Annotated in this window: 16 protein-coding genes and 1 tRNA gene; 3 read left to right on the top strand and 14 right to left on the bottom strand. The window is 56.6% G+C overall.

The window, feature by feature from the left end; all coding sequences use genetic code 11:
* Nucleotides 1-483: 483 nt before the first annotated feature.
* Nucleotides 484-1,551, bottom strand: coding sequence for an RHS repeat-associated core domain-containing protein (locus tag RDM88_RS02620; RefSeq protein ID WP_308752936.1), 1,068 nt, complete (start codon nt 1,549-1,551; stop codon nt 484-486).
* Between the two features lie 263 nt (nt 1,552-1,814).
* On the opposite strand from RDM88_RS02620, the gene RDM88_RS02625 reads away from it, so the two are divergent.
* Nucleotides 1,815-2,195, top strand: a complete 381-nt coding sequence (locus RDM88_RS02625; RefSeq protein WP_308752938.1) for a hypothetical protein — start codon at nt 1,815-1,817, stop codon at nt 2,193-2,195.
* Between the two features lie 44 nt (nt 2,196-2,239).
* Here RDM88_RS02625 and RDM88_RS02630 read toward each other — a convergent pair whose 3' ends face one another.
* The 13 genes from RDM88_RS02630 to selD all read right to left on the bottom strand — a co-directional run bounded on the left by RDM88_RS02630 (nt 2,240) and on the right by selD (nt 16,825).
* Entirely contained in the window at nt 2,240-3,148 is a 909-nt protein-coding gene (locus tag RDM88_RS02630) for a tetratricopeptide repeat protein (RefSeq protein ID WP_308752940.1), read from the bottom strand.
* A 15-nt stretch (nt 3,149-3,163) separates the two neighbouring features.
* Nucleotides 3,164-8,410, bottom strand: a complete 5,247-nt coding sequence (locus tag RDM88_RS02635) for a polymorphic toxin type 37 domain-containing protein (protein WP_308752942.1) — start codon at nt 8,408-8,410, stop codon at nt 3,164-3,166.
* Complete coding sequence (locus RDM88_RS02640; protein ID WP_308752944.1) at nt 8,407-8,883, bottom strand: hypothetical protein; 477 nt, start codon at nt 8,881-8,883, stop codon at nt 8,407-8,409. Before RDM88_RS02640 ends, RDM88_RS02635 begins: the two co-directional genes overlap by 4 nt.
* A gap of 146 nt (nt 8,884-9,029) precedes the next feature.
* Nucleotides 9,030-9,227 carry a hypothetical protein gene (locus RDM88_RS02645; protein WP_308752946.1) on the bottom strand — a complete coding sequence of 66 codons (198 nt, stop codon included), beginning with the start codon at nt 9,225-9,227 and terminating at the stop codon, nt 9,030-9,032.
* A 10-nt stretch (nt 9,228-9,237) separates the two neighbouring features.
* Nucleotides 9,238-10,464: a hypothetical protein gene (locus RDM88_RS02650; protein WP_308752948.1), complete on the bottom strand. Its 1,227-nt coding sequence runs from the start codon at nt 10,462-10,464 to the stop codon at nt 9,238-9,240.
* The gene (locus RDM88_RS02655) at nt 10,465-11,343 is read right to left on the bottom strand and encodes a hypothetical protein (protein ID WP_308752950.1); all 879 of its coding nucleotides are present in this window, start codon (nt 11,341-11,343) and stop codon (nt 10,465-10,467) included.
* Between the two features lie 25 nt (nt 11,344-11,368).
* Nucleotides 11,369-12,259 (bottom strand): glycine-rich domain-containing protein, encoded by an 891-nt coding sequence (locus tag RDM88_RS02660; protein ID WP_308752952.1) that lies wholly within the window; start codon nt 12,257-12,259, stop codon nt 11,369-11,371.
* Nucleotides 12,260-12,265: 6 nt separating this feature from the next.
* Complete coding sequence (locus RDM88_RS02665; protein ID WP_308752954.1) at nt 12,266-12,499, bottom strand: hypothetical protein; 234 nt, start codon at nt 12,497-12,499, stop codon at nt 12,266-12,268.
* Nucleotides 12,496-13,347 (bottom strand): glycine-rich domain-containing protein, encoded by an 852-nt coding sequence (locus RDM88_RS02670; protein ID WP_308752956.1) that lies wholly within the window; start codon nt 13,345-13,347, stop codon nt 12,496-12,498. The genes RDM88_RS02665 and RDM88_RS02670 overlap by 4 nt, the downstream gene beginning before the upstream one ends.
* Nucleotides 13,337-14,335: a hypothetical protein gene (locus RDM88_RS02675; protein WP_308752958.1), complete on the bottom strand. Its 999-nt coding sequence runs from the start codon at nt 14,333-14,335 to the stop codon at nt 13,337-13,339. The genes RDM88_RS02670 and RDM88_RS02675 overlap by 11 nt, the downstream gene beginning before the upstream one ends.
* A 409-nt stretch (nt 14,336-14,744) precedes the next feature.
* Nucleotides 14,745-14,831: transfer RNA gene (locus RDM88_RS02680), tRNA-Leu, on the bottom strand.
* Nucleotides 14,832-15,143: 312 nt separating this feature from the next.
* Complete coding sequence (locus tag RDM88_RS02685; protein WP_308752960.1) at nt 15,144-15,668, bottom strand: nitroreductase; 525 nt, start codon at nt 15,666-15,668, stop codon at nt 15,144-15,146.
* Between the two features lie 146 nt (nt 15,669-15,814).
* Nucleotides 15,815-16,825: a selenide, water dikinase SelD gene (gene selD / locus RDM88_RS02690; protein ID WP_308752968.1), complete on the bottom strand. Its 1,011-nt coding sequence runs from the start codon at nt 16,823-16,825 to the stop codon at nt 15,815-15,817.
* A gap of 236 nt (nt 16,826-17,061) precedes the next feature.
* Between selD and RDM88_RS02695 the strand changes: the two genes are divergently transcribed.
* Both RDM88_RS02695 and yqeC read left to right on the top strand, forming a co-directional pair.
* Nucleotides 17,062-17,994: a selenium metabolism-associated LysR family transcriptional regulator gene (locus tag RDM88_RS02695; RefSeq protein ID WP_308752962.1), complete on the top strand. Its 933-nt coding sequence runs from the start codon at nt 17,062-17,064 to the stop codon at nt 17,992-17,994.
* Nucleotides 17,981-18,465 (top strand): selenium cofactor biosynthesis protein YqeC (yqeC, locus tag RDM88_RS02700; protein WP_308752964.1); only part of this gene is annotated, 485 nt, incomplete at its 3' end. The genes RDM88_RS02695 and yqeC, both read left to right, overlap by 14 nt.

The raw sequence follows: 18,465 nt of genomic DNA on the forward strand, positions 1-18,465 counted from the left end.
TTTGTAACTATTAAGAATATATAATCCTCATAAAAAGAAGCAAGCCGCTACCAATAAGCAGCGGCTCAATATAAAAATTCATTCTAAAACTTATATCGATTTTTTCGCCTCATAAAAGAACGGCTTCTTCTGTAATCCAGATAATAAAACCATACTCCAAGAAAACCATTTATAGCCCAGAGTCCCAGGAGCACAAGCCCAGGGTGCTGAACAAATTCCCTCGTCTCTCCAATAGACCACCAATAGATATATTTTATCTGATACCAGATACTCAGGCAAAAAGCCACCACCGAAAAAACCATATTATATAATGTGACTACCCTGGTATCCTTCGGATACAGGAATTTTATGATCTTCGGCGGCTTCCACTTGGCGTAGTTTTTTTCTCGTATTGGGAGCGCCCTCTCCGTAAATATCCACATTAAAACCATCATTACAAAACCTACATAACCAGTCCGTAACAAATTGTCGCCCCCATTCTTATTATGCAGTGCGCCTTGCATTTCGTTCTCTGCGTTCTTGGAATTCTCTATCCCTCCGTCTCGGCTGATTAAATAAGCCACCAAGATTGTCAAGCAGATCTTGCAACCAATCGGAAATCTTCCCTCCGAACTTGACAAGAGACTCCTGCCCTAAGGTAATCATATTCCCGGCGAATGTACGAATGCCGGAAGACAGTACTGACCCCGAAATGATTTTTTCAATATTAAATAAGGCGATCTCTTTGACAAAACGGTCTCCCATCATTTCACTAAGTTTTGCATGAGATAAAACATCGTTAAGATCGTCCAGCACGACTTTGCCGTTTCCACCAATCCATCCCGCAAAAGCACTTAACCCTGCGCTTACTGCCATTGCCAATGGGTCAATTTCTTCTCCATTCACTTTCTGCGTTCCCGCATAAGCGCCCGCGCCTATAATAGCGTCCAGAGCCATAACGATTGGCATTCCGATTCCCGAGCCAGACAGTGCTCCTGTACCTGCACCTGCCCCCGCATTAATACCAACCTCTTTCCAGTTTATATTGTCCCAACCCTTTGTAAATCCCTGTACGGCTATATTGAATCCACCGCCAATCAAGGCACCGATCCCTGCGCCCACGCCCATGGATATGAGCAGTGCAAGCGCCGCTGCCGATAAGGCAAAATTACCCGTAACGTCAACATATTTGATCGGATCGTTATGGCAGTAGGTGTAGATATTGAGGCTGAGTGGGTCAACTGCTTTCTTGTCTCCCGGCAAAGAAATCTCGGCACTGCGCGTAGAGTCTTCGGCAGTAAACCTTCCGGTCCTTGGATCGTAGCTTCTCGCGCGCAGGTAGTAATCGCCCGTCTCGCGGTCGAAGTATTCCCCGCAGTACCTAAACGGGTTCACATCCAGCGGCTCCGGGTTCTCCTCGTTGCCGAAGGCGTCGTACCGGTAGTTCTTCAGCTGGTTTCCCAGCGCGTCCAGCCGCTGCGTCACGTCTCCGTGCGCGTTGAAGAGGTAGTACTGCGCCGCGCCGTCCTGCTCGCGGGCAATCAGGTTCGCCCCGCGCAGGTATCTCGCCACGACGTTCCCCGCCGCGCCGATCTCCCCCGCGATATTCTGACCGTCCCACAGGTGGATGACGCCCGTCGCGTCCGCGCCGCTCCCATAGGTCTTGCCGTACCGCAGCCCGTCGGGCCGGTAGGTGTAGGCCGTCCGCGTAGAGGAATACCATCTGATTAAACCATTATATCCTCTTATTTCTCACGCAGCAACAATTTACTTTCTTTTCCAATAATTATAGAATAAAGAAGCAGAGCAGCACTTAACACTGGGGAGGGAATAGAATGGGGTTCTCCCGTGAAGTAGCAGTCGGCATAAAAGCACTTTTTTCCATAATTTCAATATTTATTCTTATTATGGAGTGGAGAAAATATCGGAGAATTGTAAAATATGGAGTATGTTATACGGCCACAGTTGTTGGCTTCAAAGGATACTTTTTTCCCTGCACCATTGTTCAATTTAACGTGAATGGCAAAGTGGTAGAAGATAAACTTTCTTGTGGAACGGCCCAAAACCCGCCATTGGGGGGGATGATTAACGTCTACTATTGGGAAGAATATTATGATGAAATCATTTCGGAAACTGATTCCAATGGTGTAAACTCAAAATTTTTAATGGTCATTTTTTGCGGTTTAATATTTTTTTCTTTATGGACCTTCGCGTGAAAAAAGCGCCCCTGCCGAGCAGGGGCGCTTTTGCGCCATACGAATTAAAGGTTGCATTCTGGATGCAATTTACACCCAATGTAATAACAGCCTCGCTTTAATAACGGCTGAAACTTGTAAGACTTGATCAGGCCGTCCCGATAATCCTTGTCCATATATATCTTTCGGATCTCACAAATCTCCCTTCTTGCATTATAATTATATTCTCCTAGAATTTTTTCTTGTAAAACTTTGTATTTTTTAGCCTCGTCGGCAAGTCCAAGACTAAACATACAATCAAACACCATCGCCATTACAACTGGCGGAACCGCCCAAGAAACGAACATGTCTTCAACCAAGCTCTTTGCTAAAGTTAACTCTTGGCACAAATAGGCTAAAACAAAGGTATCCAATTCAATGTGAGGGATTTTCGCTGCTAACACTTTCTCCAAAGCATTCCTGCCTTTTGAAACGTCATAGTTAATCAAAGAGTATACATACACTAAACTCTCATCCATATCTTTTCCATCCAAGATGCTCTGTTCAAAGGATTTTTCTAAATACTTTGTTGATACCCTGTAACCTCTCAACAAAAACTGTACTACTCCTAAGTTGTAGGGTGCTATGGCATCTTCCCCCAACTCGATTGCTTTAAGAAAATAATTTTTTGCCTTTTCCAACTCACCTTGATCATAGTATGCACTACCAAGTGCCAATAAGTTCTTTGGAGATGACACGCCTAACCTCCTTGCCCGCTCCAAATATTTAATTCCCAAAGCTAGTGATTTTCGTACTTTTCCAGACTTTAATAAAAGCCCTTCTGTAGTATAGAACACCCCAAGATTGTTAAAACACAGCGCTTCAGGATATTCTTTTGTATTCTCGCGAAAGCAAGCCTGAGCTTCAAAAAAGTCCCCTTGATTAAGCTTTTCCAATGCAAGATTATTCATTTCATCTAACCTGTTTCGTTTCATATCGTATGCACCTCATCAAATTGCAATTAGAATTGCAAAGCTACTAGCTAACCACCATAATAACATAATAAATAAAAGTATCAATCCCAACGCTAGAACTCCCACCCAGATATCCGGATCCATATACGGTGTGTTTTGTGCAGGTGCTGGCACGGGTATTTCTGGCAAATTTGGAGCTTTTCCAGCACCTGGGCGCTCGTGGCCACCAGGATACCGGTTAACATAACCTTTTCCATCTGGGCGGTTTACATCCCAGTGTCCCCCGCCATGCGCTTGGGGAGTCCCGTCGGGCCGAGGAACCCATACATTTCCGTTTTTGTCGATCCATCCTCTTTCACCAGATTTTGTTTTCCCTTCTTTAGGTCCACCTTTAGGCGCGACATATCCATCTTTTTCTGTCGGAGGGGTCTTTTTATCAACAGCACATCCACTGGGATCTTCGAATCTTAGTGGATTATTTATGCAATAAGGATACAGATTGTGGCTGAGTGAATCTTCAATTATAAATAATCCATTTTCTATATCATTAAAGACTCCGCCTGTCAGTTCTATATCCTGATAGTTACCATAAGGGTCAAAAATGTTCATTTTTCTGGCCAAAATGGGGTCCTCGGCAGTAAACCTTCCGGTCCTCGGGTCGTAGCTTCTCGCGCGCAGGTAGTAGTCGCCCGTCTCGCGGTCGAAGTATTCCCCGCAGTACCTAAAAGGGTTCACGTCCAGCGGCTCCGGGTTCTCCTCGTTGCCGAAGGCGTCGTACCGGTAGTTCTTCAGCTGGTTTCCCAGCGCGTCCAGCCGCTGCGTCACGTCTCCGTGCGCGTTGAAGAGGTAGTACTGCGCCGCGCCGTCCTGCTCGCGGGCAATCAGGTTCGCCCCGCGCAGGTATCTCGCCACGACGTTCCCCGCCGCGCCGATCTCCCCCGCGATATTCTGACCGTCCCACAGGTGGATGACGCCCGTCGCGTCCGCGCCGCTCCCATAGGTCTTGCCGTACCGCAGCCCGTCGGGCCGGTAGGTGTAGGCCGTCCGCTCGCCGTCCGCGTAGAGGGATACCATCTGATTAAATCCATTATACCCTCTTATTTCCAATGTGGCAATATCGCGGCGGAATCCGTTCGGGACATACCCCACGCGCGGCGCCGTCCCGTCGTCCGGCCCGGTTTTGCTCCACTCCCGGTACACCTGGTTGCCGTTGCCGTCGTAGCGGTAACGGAAGGTTTCCACAGTATCCTTCTCCCGCTTTTCTTCAGCCAACAGCCAGTTGTTGGGATGGTAGCTGTAGGTGGTCGTGTAGGTCTCGCCGCCCGTTACCGTCATGGTGGAGCGGTTGGAGAAGCGGTCGTAGGAATAGGCAATCGTATTGCCCTCCGCCTCGCTCTCCTGCGCGAGCCTGCCCATGCTGTCGTAGACGTAGCTCGTCACCCTTCCATCCGCCTCGGTCCTGCTCTTCTGGTTGCCATCGAGGTAGTAAGTGTAGGAGAAGGAGGAAACCGTCCTGTCTCCGCGCTTATTTTCAAGCGTGGTCACGAGGTTCGCCGCGTTATAGGCATAGGCGGTCGCAAGTCCGCTTTCAGGGTATTCGAGCGAGGCGCGGTTCCCGTTGTCGTCATAGGCATACCGCGCGATCACCGTCCCGCCTTTTTTTACCTCTGCCAGACGGTTGAGGCTGTCATAGGCATAGCTGAGGGAGATCTCCGTCACACCGTTTCGCGTGAGGGTGAAGCCGGTGCGGTTGCCTGCCGCGTCGTAGGCATAGCTCTTGACAACGCCGTCCGATTCCACCTGCTCCACGAGCCAGCCCTGCGCGTCGTAACGGTTGGTCACCGTGAGGGTGCCGTTCACGTCGGACAGATTCTGTCCCGTCCTGGTGTAACTGTGGGTAATGCTCTCCACCGTGCCGTCCACCGTCGCCGTCTCGGAGAGCACGCGATCCAGCGCGTCGTAGGCATAGACGGTCGTGACCCCGTTTCGGTCGGTTTTGCTCACCAGCCGCCCCACCGCATCATAGGCGTTGGTTTCCACAAGATAGAGCGGATCATCTGCCGGAAGCGCGTTGCTGCGCGGGTCCACCATTTTGGTGACCTTGCCGAAGCGGTTGTATTCGCAGGTGGTTTTGGCCGCGCCGTCGAGGGAATCGCCGAGCACGCCGGAATACATCACGGTCTTGTTGCCCACCGCGTCGTATTCATACCGCGTGCGGTTTCCGCTTCCGTCCGTTTCGAACAGGATCGTGTCAATGACACGGTTCCGGTCGTCATAGCGGTATTCGGTCCTCCGCCATGTCTCTGTCTCGCCCGGCGCGCTGCACAGCACCTCCTGCCGCAGGACGTTGCCCGCCGCGTCGTAGAAGTACCGCGAAACGGCGCAGGCATCACCCTCAAACGGGGATTCCTGCCGGAGCAGCCGCCCCGCCGCATCGTAGGCAAAGCGTGTGACGTTCCCTTTGGTGTCGGTCGCGGAGACCTTGTTCCCGAGCGCGTCGTAGGCCGCTAGAGTCGTTTTGCCCGCCGCGTTCGTCTCCTTCACCACCCGACCGACGTGGTCATATTCCCAGGTGGTCACATTGCCGTTCGGGTCGATTGTGGAGATCCTGTTGCCCAGCTTATCATAGCCGTGGACATTGACGGAATCCACAGGTCCTTTCACGCGCTCTTCAACCACACGGCCGAGCTGGTCGCTGGTCGTCTGTGTGATCACGGAGGGCGCGGCGGCGTCCCCGTCAACCGTCTTGGTTACGCGCGAATACCTGCTCTCCACGACAGGTTCATAGACGGCGGTTTCCTTGTAAAGTTCCGTATCCGCCGCGTCCGTCACCGTCTTGGAAATCACATTGCCGTAGAGGTCGTAGGTCTGCGCTGTGCGGTTTTTGATCGCTCCGTCCCCGCCGTAGGCCGCCTGCTCAGTCATCCGCTCGAGGTGATCGTATGCAAACGACGCCACCGGGATCTCCGCCTCCCCGTCCAACAGGGATTCCCTCTCGATCTGGCCGAGCGGCGTGTACTGGAGCAGCGTCCGGTTCCCCGCCTCGTCCGTGGCGATAATCCGGTTGTTGGCGTCGTCGTATTCGGAGCCACGGAAGGTGCCGTCCGGGTTGGTCTCCTTCACTTTGCGGCCGATGCCGTCGTACTCCACCGTGGAGGTGCGGCCGTTGCCGTCCGTCGCGGAGGTCTGCCGGCCATACCAGTCAAATTCCGCCCTCCGCTTGATGGTTCCCGCCGCATCCGCCGTGTCCGTGGCGGAGATCAGGTTCCCGTCCGCGTCCCTGACGCCGAGGAGCCGCACCTCGGTGGGGTCGGGGGAGCAGCCGCCGTAGGCGTACTCGGTGACGACACAGTCCGCCGTGGTATCCAGTGGTTCGCCATAATACCGCTTTTCCCGGATCACCCGGTTCTGTCCGTCGTATTCATACGAGGCGCGCTCCTTGAGGATGTCACCGTCGTAAACCCGTTTTTCCGCCACGAGCTTTTTATCGGCCGTGAGGGTGTACGCCTCCCGAACAGCGCCCAACGTATTCGCCGTCGTTTTGCCTGTCATGACGCTGTAGGAGAGGTCATAAGTCATGGCGACGTTCTGGTTGCCGGAGGCGTCCTGCGGATAGCTTTCCGTATACGAGGTGACGTTGTCCTTGGAGTCATAGGCCCAGGTCATCGTCTTGGACATTGCGGCCCCGCTCTGCGGGTCATATACCGTGTCCGTCTCCGAGACGGGCAGCTTGCGTTTGCCGCGGTTCTCAAACTCATATGTAATCGCCCGCCTGCCCACGAGCTTGGCCGCGCCGGAGACCACATGATAGGTCTCCTCCGTCGACAGCATGCCGTGCCTGCTCTCGAAGCTGCTGATGACCTTTTTCTCGGTAACGCCGTCCTTGAGGTATTCCACCGTGGCGGTTTTCGTATAGTCCGCCCCGAAGCCTTCTACGCCCACCTTTTTGGCCTGCTTGTCCGTCAGGTCCAGCTCTCCCGTCGCATAGCTGTACTTCTCTTCGTGCAGAGAGACGGACCGGTCTTCAGGACGGGGGAAGTCTTTACGGGTCTGCACGGCGAAGCTGTAGACCGTGCCGTGCATGCAGCTGGGAAGATCCCGGCTGATCGATTGGTAGGTATATTCCGTCCGGGCGCCCGAGGGATGCCGGATGGCCGTTAGGGCCTGGTAGGTGATGTCGACGCCGTCGTCCGCCGACTGGCTGGTTTTCAAAAAGAGCCGGGTATTTCCCACCTTCGGAGTGTATTCGTAAGCGGTGACGCGCTCCGCCCCTTCGTGGATGACGGCGCGTGCGTCCACGAGCAGGTTGTCCTGCACAGAGTACCTGCAAAGGATATCCCCGGTGTCCTCCTGCTGCCAATAGAGGGTTTTCATATTGCCCGAACCCGATTCCCTGAGCTTGATGATCCGCCCCATGGTGTCGGTGATCTGACTCAGACGGCCATTCGTATAGCTGAAAGAGATCCTGTTTCCGAACTTGTCTTCCATATACTGAAGCCGGATATCCTCCTCCGTACCGGAGAAGACGTCCCTGCGGCCGTTGCGGTGGGCCACCACCGTCTGGCTGGCAGAGTAGGAGAAGGTGATGTCCTTTTCCTCATAGTCCTCCAACTCCCAGACCCTTTTGTCATAGTTGCGGGCGATTGTAATGGAGCGGCCGTCGTCCAGGTGCAGGTACATGGTGCCGCGCAGCTCGTTGTTGTCCGCCATGATCTCAGTCGGCTCAACGAATTCGATGGAGGGAAAGTTGAACCTCCAGCCGTAACCCAATCCATAAAGCTTGAGAAAATGATCGTTCGGGCGGGCGATGGTTTTAAGGCGCTTGCCCTTGAGGTCTTCAACATAATAATCGTCCTTCGAGAATCCGTTGCTTTCCCTCTGTTTGTTGACCTCGTTTGTGCTTTTGAAATACATGTACCGCATCCGCAGTTCTGTGTATTCCCGGACATCCTGACCGTACCAGCTTCCGCCTGTCTTATCCGGGATGGCATACTGCATGCCCGATGCAGTGGAATCGTAGGAACGCACCACATCGAGATCAAAGCCGTTTCTACCCGGCAGATGGACGTCCGTATAAGAAAGCTGCAAAGCGCCGTTGTTAAGGGATACCGTCTCGTTGCCCTTGTAGGCAATGCGGTAGGGCGCCTCCACGTATTCGCGCGGGACTGCGTCTATGTACTCGGCGCGGTCGCTTGCGGCTGCCGCCATGGGAACCGCAGCCTGAGCAGCCGTTTCCTCCGTGAGCTCCGCATTCATGCTGTTGTTATCTTCATAGGTTGTCATATTGTGCCTCCCTTCAGGGCAAAGGTCTGTTCTCCCGTGTTCTGTGCGCGAAATCCAAGCAGGGTGATGATGCCTGTCCACGGCGATTCTGAAACGATGGGGAAGTGCAGCTTGAGCTCCCCGCTTTCATGTGACGCCACCATTGGGGTAAGGCCGCCGTTCACCCTGAGTCCGATTCCCTCCTGCGGGAAGCCCTCCCAGGATGCCGCCGCGGGGTCATAGACGATGACGAAGGTGACGCCCTTCGCCGCCGGCACGTTCAGGGCGTTTATCTGCAAAACGAGCGCGTCCCCCTCCGCCATGGAAACCATGAGGGAATCCTCCCAGTTGCCGCCGGGGATCAGCTCCTGCCACTCCTGCCAGGAAAGCTGCTCGTCTGTCAGCATCTGCCATTCCAGTTCCGCCTTTGCAATGTCCTCCCAGGTGTAGCCCGCACTCGGGTCCGGGTCCGGACGGGGCTGACAGACCTCCAACTCCGCCCAGCTCTTACCCGATAATGCAAGCTCGCTCCATGTAAATGTGCATTGGTCCCAAGCACATCCATCCGTCTTTTGCGGACTCATATTTTGTCTCCTTTCAAGGGGAGCCGCCGCAGAGGCGGCCCCCCAATTAAGTGTCCTTATTCCTGCGGATCTCCGCTTTCTTCAATAAACGCCTTGATGTCGTCCTCGCTGCCGATCAGGTTGTAACGGATTTCCCCGTCCACCTCAATGAACCAAAGCGGCTTGTCCACTGTCCATCCGAAGGCCCGGATAATCGTTTCCGGAGCGGCGCCGTTGACTGTCTGCGTCCCGTCAAACTTAAAATATGTATACATTTTCTTCACCTCAATTTTCGATCAGTAGATATTTGTCCGTCTGGTTGTTGTCATACTCACCGATGTGTATTTCAATATCGGAGATCGCCTCCTGCTGCCCGGGGGTAATCTCCAAAGTACTGCCGTCAAGCTTATGCAGCGTAATCGGGTCCGGAGCGCTGTATTTCTGCCCCTTGAAAATTTTCCACACCAGAGGGCCGTCCGGTTTCACAGTCAAGTCATAATCCAGCGAGAACAGACGCTGGCCGTCGCAGTACCACAGCTTACCGTTGCAATAGTTGCACCCATAGGCCTGCGCGGCCGGAAAGCTTCCGCTATTTGAGACCGGGACCGCACCAAACAGGCTCTCATCACTGGTTTCTCCAGTGAATAAATCGAAGGTAAAGAGTTTGCTTCCCTGTAGGCCAAATACCTTATCATCCGTCTGTACAATGGTAGCGGCAGATGTATAATCATTGCTGGGATGCCCTTGCAGTTTGGTATAAACGGTTTCTGTCGCATTAAAAACGCCGCCGCTGGGGGACGCGTTCCTGGGCGTGGTAAAGCTCCAGGGGTTGCCGGAAATGCGGCCCATATTGCAGACAAATTTGACTGTGTCCTCGTTGAAATCGATCAGGCATCCTTTGCCCTGATAATTGGATAAAGAAAAAGAGTCCTTATTACGGTAGAGAAGCGTCCAGGTATTTGATGCCACATCGTAAGCGGTCAATTCGTAGCCATAAGAAGAGCCATTGGAATAATACCGGATAGGAATTGCCGCATAGATTTTGTTATAAGTACGGTCGTAGCGCATTACCGGAAGGACGTATGACAAATCGTTGTAGAAAGAACCGCTGAAGGGCGGCGAACTTAGCTTGGTAACCTGCCCGGATGCCAGATCCAGCACGCTAAAATAGCCCCCAGAACCGGAGAGCAGGAACGCGCGCTGGTCGACGATAATGGGAATGAATCGCATGCTGTCGCTATAATTTCCAGCCATAGAGATTTTTTCTCCCTGTGTTTTGGTGATTCTATTGTAGGTAAGCATGTTATTGCCCACCTGCACGTATACAGTGTCTCCCCAGGTAAGCGACATATTGTAGCCGTAGCTGGTCCAGCCCGTCAGGCTCATGGTCAACTCCTGCATAAAGCTGGAAGATTGTCCGCTCAGTGTGCTGCGCGGCAGTTTTACCTGCTGCATCATGCGGCCCACGCCGCTTCCGCCGCGGTTTCCAACAGAATTGCTCCAAGTATCCATTTACATATCCACCTTTCTGATTTCAATTTGTGCGGTAAGATCCGCTGTAGGCGCAGCCTTCAATGCATATGCGGTCGCTGCACCACCATAGTTGCGTAGAATGATCACGCTTCCGTCCGCTTCGAGCCTGCTCAGATACGCCGCCGGGAAAGTCAGCTCCAGAACGGTTCCGTCAACAATCCGGCTGTCGGAAATTGGCTGCGTCCACCAACCCTGGTCCGGATCTCCCGTCCAGTCTACTGCGGCGAGCGTCACCGTAATGACTTGGGAAGCACCGGGTTCACCTTTCGGCCCCTGGGGACCTACCTCGCCTCGCGGTCCTGTTTCGCCTCGCGGCCCCACGGGGCCGGCCGGGCCTTGAATTCCCTGCGTTCCCTGGGGACCCTCTTTACCTTCCGGGCCCTGCGGCCCGGCTTCGCCCTGTGGGCCCTGCGGCCCCTGCAAAGCTCCCACGCTCACCCATGCATTCCGATCCGCGGACCAGACATAGATTTCATTTTTCGCAGCGGTCCCCACCGCGTATGCTTCGCCGCTGTTGCCTGTCGCGTGAGCCTGAGCAAGAGCCGCTACGGTTTCGAACAGTCCGAGAATCTTCAACCCCGCGCCCGGTTCCCCCTGCGGGCCATCCGGGCCGGCCGGCCCCCTGGTTCCCTGCGGGCCGGTTTCTCCCTGCGCCTTCTGGTTGGATTTGGAGTAATCCTGCAGATTCTGATCCCAAATATACCAGTAGCCGTCCGCACCGATGTATGGAGTCCTGGTCAGGTGGCCAACCATCGCATCCAACAGCTGGTTATCCCGGTTAAAATCGGCCATGTCGGGTTTGTCGGTCCCGACCCACTGGTTTAAACCCGTATTCGGAAATTTATTTGTACTTGCCATTTTTGTCCTCCTTTTCGCTATAATTCTATTGAATTGTCTGCTTAACATGATGATTGCGGATGATGACGATGCCCTGACCGCCCGCGCCGCCGGCTGATATGGCGCTTGTAGTGCTGTAATTGGCGTATCCACCGCCACCACCTCCGCCGCCATAGTTTCCACCGCCTCCGCCTCCGCCGCCTTTGGAGTTGTAACCCGAAATACTGGCGCCACCGCCGCCTTTTCCTCCCTTTCCGGCCATATTCGATCCGGGCCGGCCGTCCCCGTAATCGTTGGAATCATTTCCCCCTTTTCCGCCAGATGCGCCGCCTGTGCCACCTGCTTTAAGTGACGGAGTGCCACCGGAACGACCTGCGCCACTGCCGCCGCCAGCATAGTCTTCACCGTCCGCCTCTCCGAATTCGCGCGTGGTGACCCCCTGTCCAGGATTTCCGTCGGACGCGCCGTCATTTCCAATGCCTTCCTTAAGCGAGCCGTTGCCGCCTTTATTTCCTCCATCACCGCCAATCTGATTTTTTGCGCCGCTTCCTCCTTCCGCCGAATATGCAAACGCGGATGTTATACCGCCGTTTTGCCCGGCTGCTCCGCCGGCTCCAATGGCAATATCGTAGGGAACGTCTTTTTCGATCTGGGCGAAATATGTTTCCGTATAGCCACCACCGCCACCGCCGCCCGAATAATAGGCTGTTTTGTTCCCACTGGCTCCACCGCCACCGCCTCCGACGAGAAAGGCATCGATCATCATGCGGTCCGGAGAAAGCAGGGTAAAGGTTCCCGAGGTCAGGAAGCGGATTTTCCACCCGATCCCCTCCTCGACGATGGTTTCGGACTGTCCCGTGTAGGTAAACTGCGGCACGTCGACCCAGCCGCCGGGGAAGGACGAACCTCCCCCGGATAAAAAGCAACTTGTCAGCATAATTGATCACCTCCTGAAGATTCTTTTCAAAATCCCTTGTGATTCTGACGTAGAAAGATTCGAATTGACTGAGGATAATACCTCCGTACCGTTCCGCCAGAACCTGCCGTCCCGATATTCGTCGCCGATCCCGACCGGCTTGTCTCCCACGGGAACCGCGTCCGGGAAATCGGATGTGTTATATGGCGCGATGACGATCACGTTCACCACCACGCCGTTTTGAATAATCGCGTAATTCATGAAGTTACCTCCCTGTGATTTCGAATGATGACGATTCCCTGATAACCATTCCCACCAATAGAATAGTCCGTACTGGGCGTATCGGCACCACCGCCGCCGCCACCGCCAAAAAAGGTCCCGTTTCCTGCTGCGGCATTACCCGGCCCACCGTCTCCGCCGCCGATACCACCTTTTCCAACACCGACTCCATAGGAATTGGCGCCACCGCCGCCACCGCCGGAGTAGATCGCTCCATCAGCCTCTCCGAATTCCCGCGTGGTCATATGCTGTCCAGCGCCGCCCATACTCCCTGTAGCACTGGATTCACCGTCGCTTCCATCAGTACCTCCATCGTATCCGATTGCTGTATGCCCGGGTTCTGCACCGGCGCCTCCTCCGGAGCCTCCGGCACCTCCAGTTTCACCTTTTCCTGTGGTGGATGTGCCATATCCGCCGAGCTTCCCACCCCCTGCCGTCTGGCCGAAAGCCGTGGTTGCGCCTCCGTCTGACCCTTGGCCCGCTCTGTACGCGCCCCAGCCGAAACTACCAATTTCAATGGAATAGGTGGTCCCAGCGGAAATGGTTATTTTTCTTGCGGTTCTTGTGTACCCACCACCACCGCCGCCACCGCCTCCGTTGTTCCCATGGATTCCACCGCCCCCGCCACCGCCAACGAGAAAAATATCTGCGTCTGTTTTGCTTGGGGATAGCATTTGAAAAACTCCGCTGGTCAAAAATCGGATCTTCCATCCTTTCCCCTCTTCTGTAATGAGTTCGCATTGTCCGGTATAAGTAAATTCCGGTGGGTTTAATATGCCTTTTGTTACGCCACAGGGCAGATTTGTGCTCAGCATTTCTTCACCCCACAATCGTAATCAGCACCGGGATATCGACCCCCGGCTTCTCCCCAAACGCGGATACGGTAATCTGCCCGGCCGCCTGCGCCGTGAGCAGCAGCTTGCCCGAAGCCGCCACGTCGTACTGCTCGGTGGTCGTGCCCGCCGCAAGTCCGATGGTCCCCGCCGTCTGCTCACCCGCGATCTCCGCGACCGCCACCGCCTGCGTATAGGGCGCCGCGTCTCCAACCCAGCCCGCCGCCGTCAGCGTGGCGGTCACGTTCCGCGCCGGGGCCGCCTTGCCGTTCCAACTGCTTTTCTCCTCCGGACTGACATATTTCCGTGTGTCACTCTCGGGCACATCGTCTGCGGTCAGCGAGATAGCGCCGTCTGCATCGGGTGCCTTTCCATTAATCGTAGCGGGATCGCCTTTCGGTCCCTGCGGACCCGCCGGGCCCTGGATGCCCTGTTCGCCTTTTGGTCCCTGTTCACCCTGCGGACCGGCAACCCCCTGTGGACCTTGCTCTCCCCGCGGGCCCTGTTCCCCCTGCAAACCCTGCGGGCCCTGCAGTTTTCCGATATCTTTCCACATGTTCTCATCTGACCAGACATAGATATGGTTGTCCGCCGTAGTCCCAACCGCATAGGCGTCGCCCGCTGTACCGGTCGGATGCGCCGCAGCAAGCGCTGCCGCCGTCTCAACGAGCCCCAGCACCTGGAACCCCGTGCCGGTGTCGCCCTTCTCTCCGGTATCACCTTTCGGACCCTGCGGGCCCTGTTCGCCCTTGGACCCCTGCGGGCCGATCTCGCCGCGCGCTTTGGTTTCACTCTTCACATACTCGGCCGTGTCGGTGTCCCACACATACCAATAGCCGTCCGCGCCGACATAGGGCGTTTTTTTGAGATGTCCCACTAGGCCGTCAATGATCTCGTTGTCGCGGTTAAAATCTTCCATGACCGGCCGGTCGCTTGCGACCCATTGGTTCAAATCCGAATTTGGCAATTTGTTTGTGCTTGGCATAAAACTTCCTCCTTTTTGCTAATAATTTGTAACGCTCTATGTAACCCACCATCCCACCCGCGATACTCTTTCTTTTTATATCACCTCCTATATAACCCCGAACAGGAACACAAGATTTGTCTGCATAAGCCAAATATCAGAACATATGTTCTCTAAATTTAATAGTAACAAACCATCTGTCCGACTAGCTGGCCTTTTCTGCAAAGTCAATAAAAAAGCGATAGAGAGCAAACCAACCCCTATCGCTTGTGTTTTTCTGCATTATTGCAAAAAGTCCCACCTATTCCAGGTGGGACTTTTGGGGCACGCCAAGTTTTGAACAGCTAATTTAAAATGTATCTTTCCCTGTTAAAAAAGAGCGAAAGAAAAACTCCCAAGCCTACAAAAGTGACCTGGGAGCCTTTTCAAATGGTGCCGGTAGCCGGGGTCGAACCGGCACGGTATCGCTACCAACGGATTTTGAGTCCGTCACGTCTGCCAATTCCATCATACCGGCGGATACGATGATAGTATAGCAAATCCGCGCAAAAAAGGCAAGGGCGCGGCGGAGTTTTTTCATCCGAAACAGTTGTTTGTTACTTGTGTACATCTTTCATTTTTTGTATTTTTGCCGTGGAATCCCCCTTGCCTTTGCGAAAACCTCATGTTATAATAACTAAAAAGCATCGCAGTGTTACTGTGCAAGATGCCAGTAACACCGTAATGATCAAGGTTATCCGCGGGCTCGGCTTTGGGGAAACGGTTTCGAGTTTCGCTGGAATAACAAAGGGGACGGTTCTTTGAACCGTCCCCCTTTTTACCTGTTTTGTTACCGCACGTAAACGACGTAGTCGTCCTTGCGCGGGGCGGCGTCCTTTTCCTCCTCGGCGGAGTAGCCGAGGATGCAGGAGCCCACGCTCATATAGTCCTCGGACACGCCCAGACGTTTCTGGAGCGCCTTGCCCTCTTCGGTCTCAAAGATCTTCTTGACGCAGTTGATCCAGCAGGAACCCAGGCCGATCGATTTGGCCGCGAGGAACATCGTGCCCAGCGCGAGGCAGCCGTCGGCAAACGGCTCGGAGCAGCCCTTCTTCGCGAAGACAAGCACCGCCGTCGGCGCGCCGTAGAAGGGGGAGCTGTCGAGGTTCTTGACCTTCATGCCGAGATCGGACAGCTCCTTGAGGACCGCCGGGTCCTGAACGGCCACAAACTTCGCGGACTGCTGGTTGTTCGCGCTCGGGGCGTATTCGCCGGCCCTGAGCACCGTGTCGAGCTCTTCGTCGGTGATCTGCGCGGGCTTGTAGGCGCGGATGCTGCGCCGCTCATAGATCGTTTTCAAAGTTTCGTTCATCATGAAAAATTCCTCCTGTCTCGGTCTTTTTTAACCGCTTTTATTGTAATCCATTCCTTGTGGAAAATCAACCACCTTTTTGGCGGAGGTCCGCCATTTTCCGCCCGCAAAAACAAAGAGCAACTGAATCCATCAGTCGCTCTTTGTGTCTATTCCACAATAATTGCAGTGGCTTGGCGTTCGACCGCCTCCCCGACCACGGCCGCGCAGGGCAAGACGTCCTTCAAGCGGCGCAGCAGCGCGTCCGCGTGCGCCTCCGGCACCGCGAGCAGCAGGCCGCCCGACGTCTGCGGGTCGGCAAGCAGATCGCGCAGCACGCGCGGCACCCCCGCGCCGTAGGCGGCGCGCTCCCCGACGTAGTCGCGGTTGGCGTAGGCCCCGGCGGGCAGGATGCCCATCTCCGCCAAATCCGCCGCGCCCTCCAGCAGGGGAAGCTCTCCCGAGAAGAGCCGGATCGTGACGCCCGAGCCCTCCGCCATCTCGAACGCGTGCCCGAGCAGGCCGAAGCCGGTCACGTCGGTGCAGGCGTTCACCGGGAAGCCCGCCGCGGCCTCCGCCGCAGCGCGGTTGAGGGCGGACATCGACGCGATCGCCGGGGCGAACGCCGCGGGCGTGATGAGCTCCGCCTTCGCGGCGGTGTTGAGCACGCCCACCCCGAGGGGCTTGGTGAGGATCAGCCGGTCGCCCGGCCGCGCGCCGGTGTTCGCGAGGATTTTGCGCGGGTCGACGAAGCCGCTGACGCAGAGGCCGTATTTCGGCTCGTTGTCCTGGATCGTGTGCCCGCCCGCGAGCGCCGCGCCCGCCTCGCGCACCTTGTCCGCGCCTCCCGCCAGGATCGCCCGCACCGTCTCCTGCGGCAGGCAGGAGGGGTAGCAGAGCAGGTTCATCGCGAGCTTCGGGACGGCGCCCATCGCGTAGACGTCCGAGAGGGCGTTGGCCGCCGCGATCTGTCCGAAGGCGTAGGGATCGTCCACCACCGGCGGGAAGAAATCGACCGTCTGCACGAGCGCGAGCTCGTCGCTGATGCGGTAGACACAGGCGTCGTCGCTCGTATCGAAGCCGACCAGCAGGTTTTCATCGTGGAATTTTGGTAAGCCACACAGAACCTGTGCGAGGACCCCCGGTCCGACTTTAGCCGCTCAACCGGCCGTGGAGGTCATTTGGGTAAGCCGTTTTTCCTGTTCCGCCACGATGCAAGCCTCCCTTCCGTGCGATTTCCCGTTTTCCGCGCCCGGGGATGGAATATCCCGCCGGGTTGTGCTATCATGGATCTATCGGGATTATCTATAGCATAGCCCACTTTGCCCAAAAAAACAAGCCTCAAAGGATGACTTTTGGGCAGGGTCTTGGTATAATGGATGAAAAGTCGGACTTTTCCGGAAAGGGAGGCAGGCGGATGGACTTTAAACAGCTCGAGGCGTTTTCCGCCGTGGTGAGCCTCGGCAGCTTCTCCCGCGCGGGGGAGCGGCTCTTCCTCACCCAGCCGACGATCAGCGCCCACATCCGCTCCCTCGAGCGGGAGCTGGGGGTGCAGCTCGTCGTGCGCACCACCAAGGAGGTCTACCCCTCCGAGGAGGGCAGGCGGCTCTACGCCTACGCGCAGAAGCTGCTCCGCCTGCGGGACGACGCGATTTCCGCCGTCACCTCCGCCGCCCCGCCCGTCGGCGGGATCGTCACCGTCGCCGCGTCGAGCATCCCGGCGCAGTACGTCCTGCCCGGCGCGGCCGCCGCATTCAGCCGCGCCCACCCCGAAGCGGCGGTGCGCAGCGTCCGCTGTGACAGCGCCGCCGTCGTCCGGCAGGTCACGGACGGGACCGCCGACCTCGGCATGACCGGCACCGCGATCCCCGCCCCGCGCTGCGTCTTCCACGACCTGTGCGGCGACGAGCTCGTCGTCGTCACCCCCAGCACCGAACGCTACCGGGCGCTGCCGCGCGAGGGCTTTCCCCGTTCGCTGCTGCTGCGGGAAAAGTTCATCCAGCGGGAGGCCGGGTCGGGCACCCGCCGCGAATTCGAGCGGTTCCTCGAGGGGATCGGGATCCCGCCCGAACGGCTGAAGGTCGCCGCCGAGATGGACGACCCCGAGGCGATCAAGCGCGCCGTGTCCCAGGGGCTGGGGATTTCCATCCTCTCCCGGCGCGCCGCCGCCGATTTCGAGCGGTTCGGTCTGCTGCTCGCCTTCCCGCTCGAGGGAGGTTCGCTCGGGCGGCGGCTCTACCTCGTCCAGCGCAGGGACGGCCGCCTCTCTCCCGCAGCGCGCGCGCTAGCGGAATTTCTGCTCGGGCAGTTCCGGGACGGGGAGGGAGGGAAACCGCATGGAACTCTCTGAACGGCTGGGGCTCATCCCCGGGCGGGAAAGGATCATTTCCATCGTGGGCGCGGGGGGCAAGACCACCCTCATGTACGCGCTCGCCGGAGAATACGCGCGGCGGGGGCTGCGCGTGGGCGCGGGGACGACCACCCACATCCTGCGCCCCGCGGCAGACGGCCGCGTCGCGGTCGTCTGCGACGGCGATCCCGCCGCGCTGGAGCGGGCGCTCGCGTCCGGGCGGATCGCCGTTGCCGGCACGCCGGCGCGGGGCGCCCCCGGGAAGCTCGCCGCGCCCGCGCCCGGGACGCTCGCGTGGCTCGCGGCGCACACCGACGCGCTCTTCCTCGAGGCGGACGGCTCCCGGCGGCTGCCGGTGAAGTTCCCGAATTCCACCGAGCCGGTCATCCCGCCGGGAAACGACCGGGTGATCGCCGTGGCGGGGCTTTCGGCGCTCGGCAGGCCGTTTGGCGAGGTCTGCCACCGCGCCCC

Source organism: uncultured Anaerotruncus sp., assembly GCF_902490045.1.
Classification (GTDB): domain Bacteria; phylum Bacillota; class Clostridia; order Oscillospirales; family Ruminococcaceae; genus Anaerotruncus.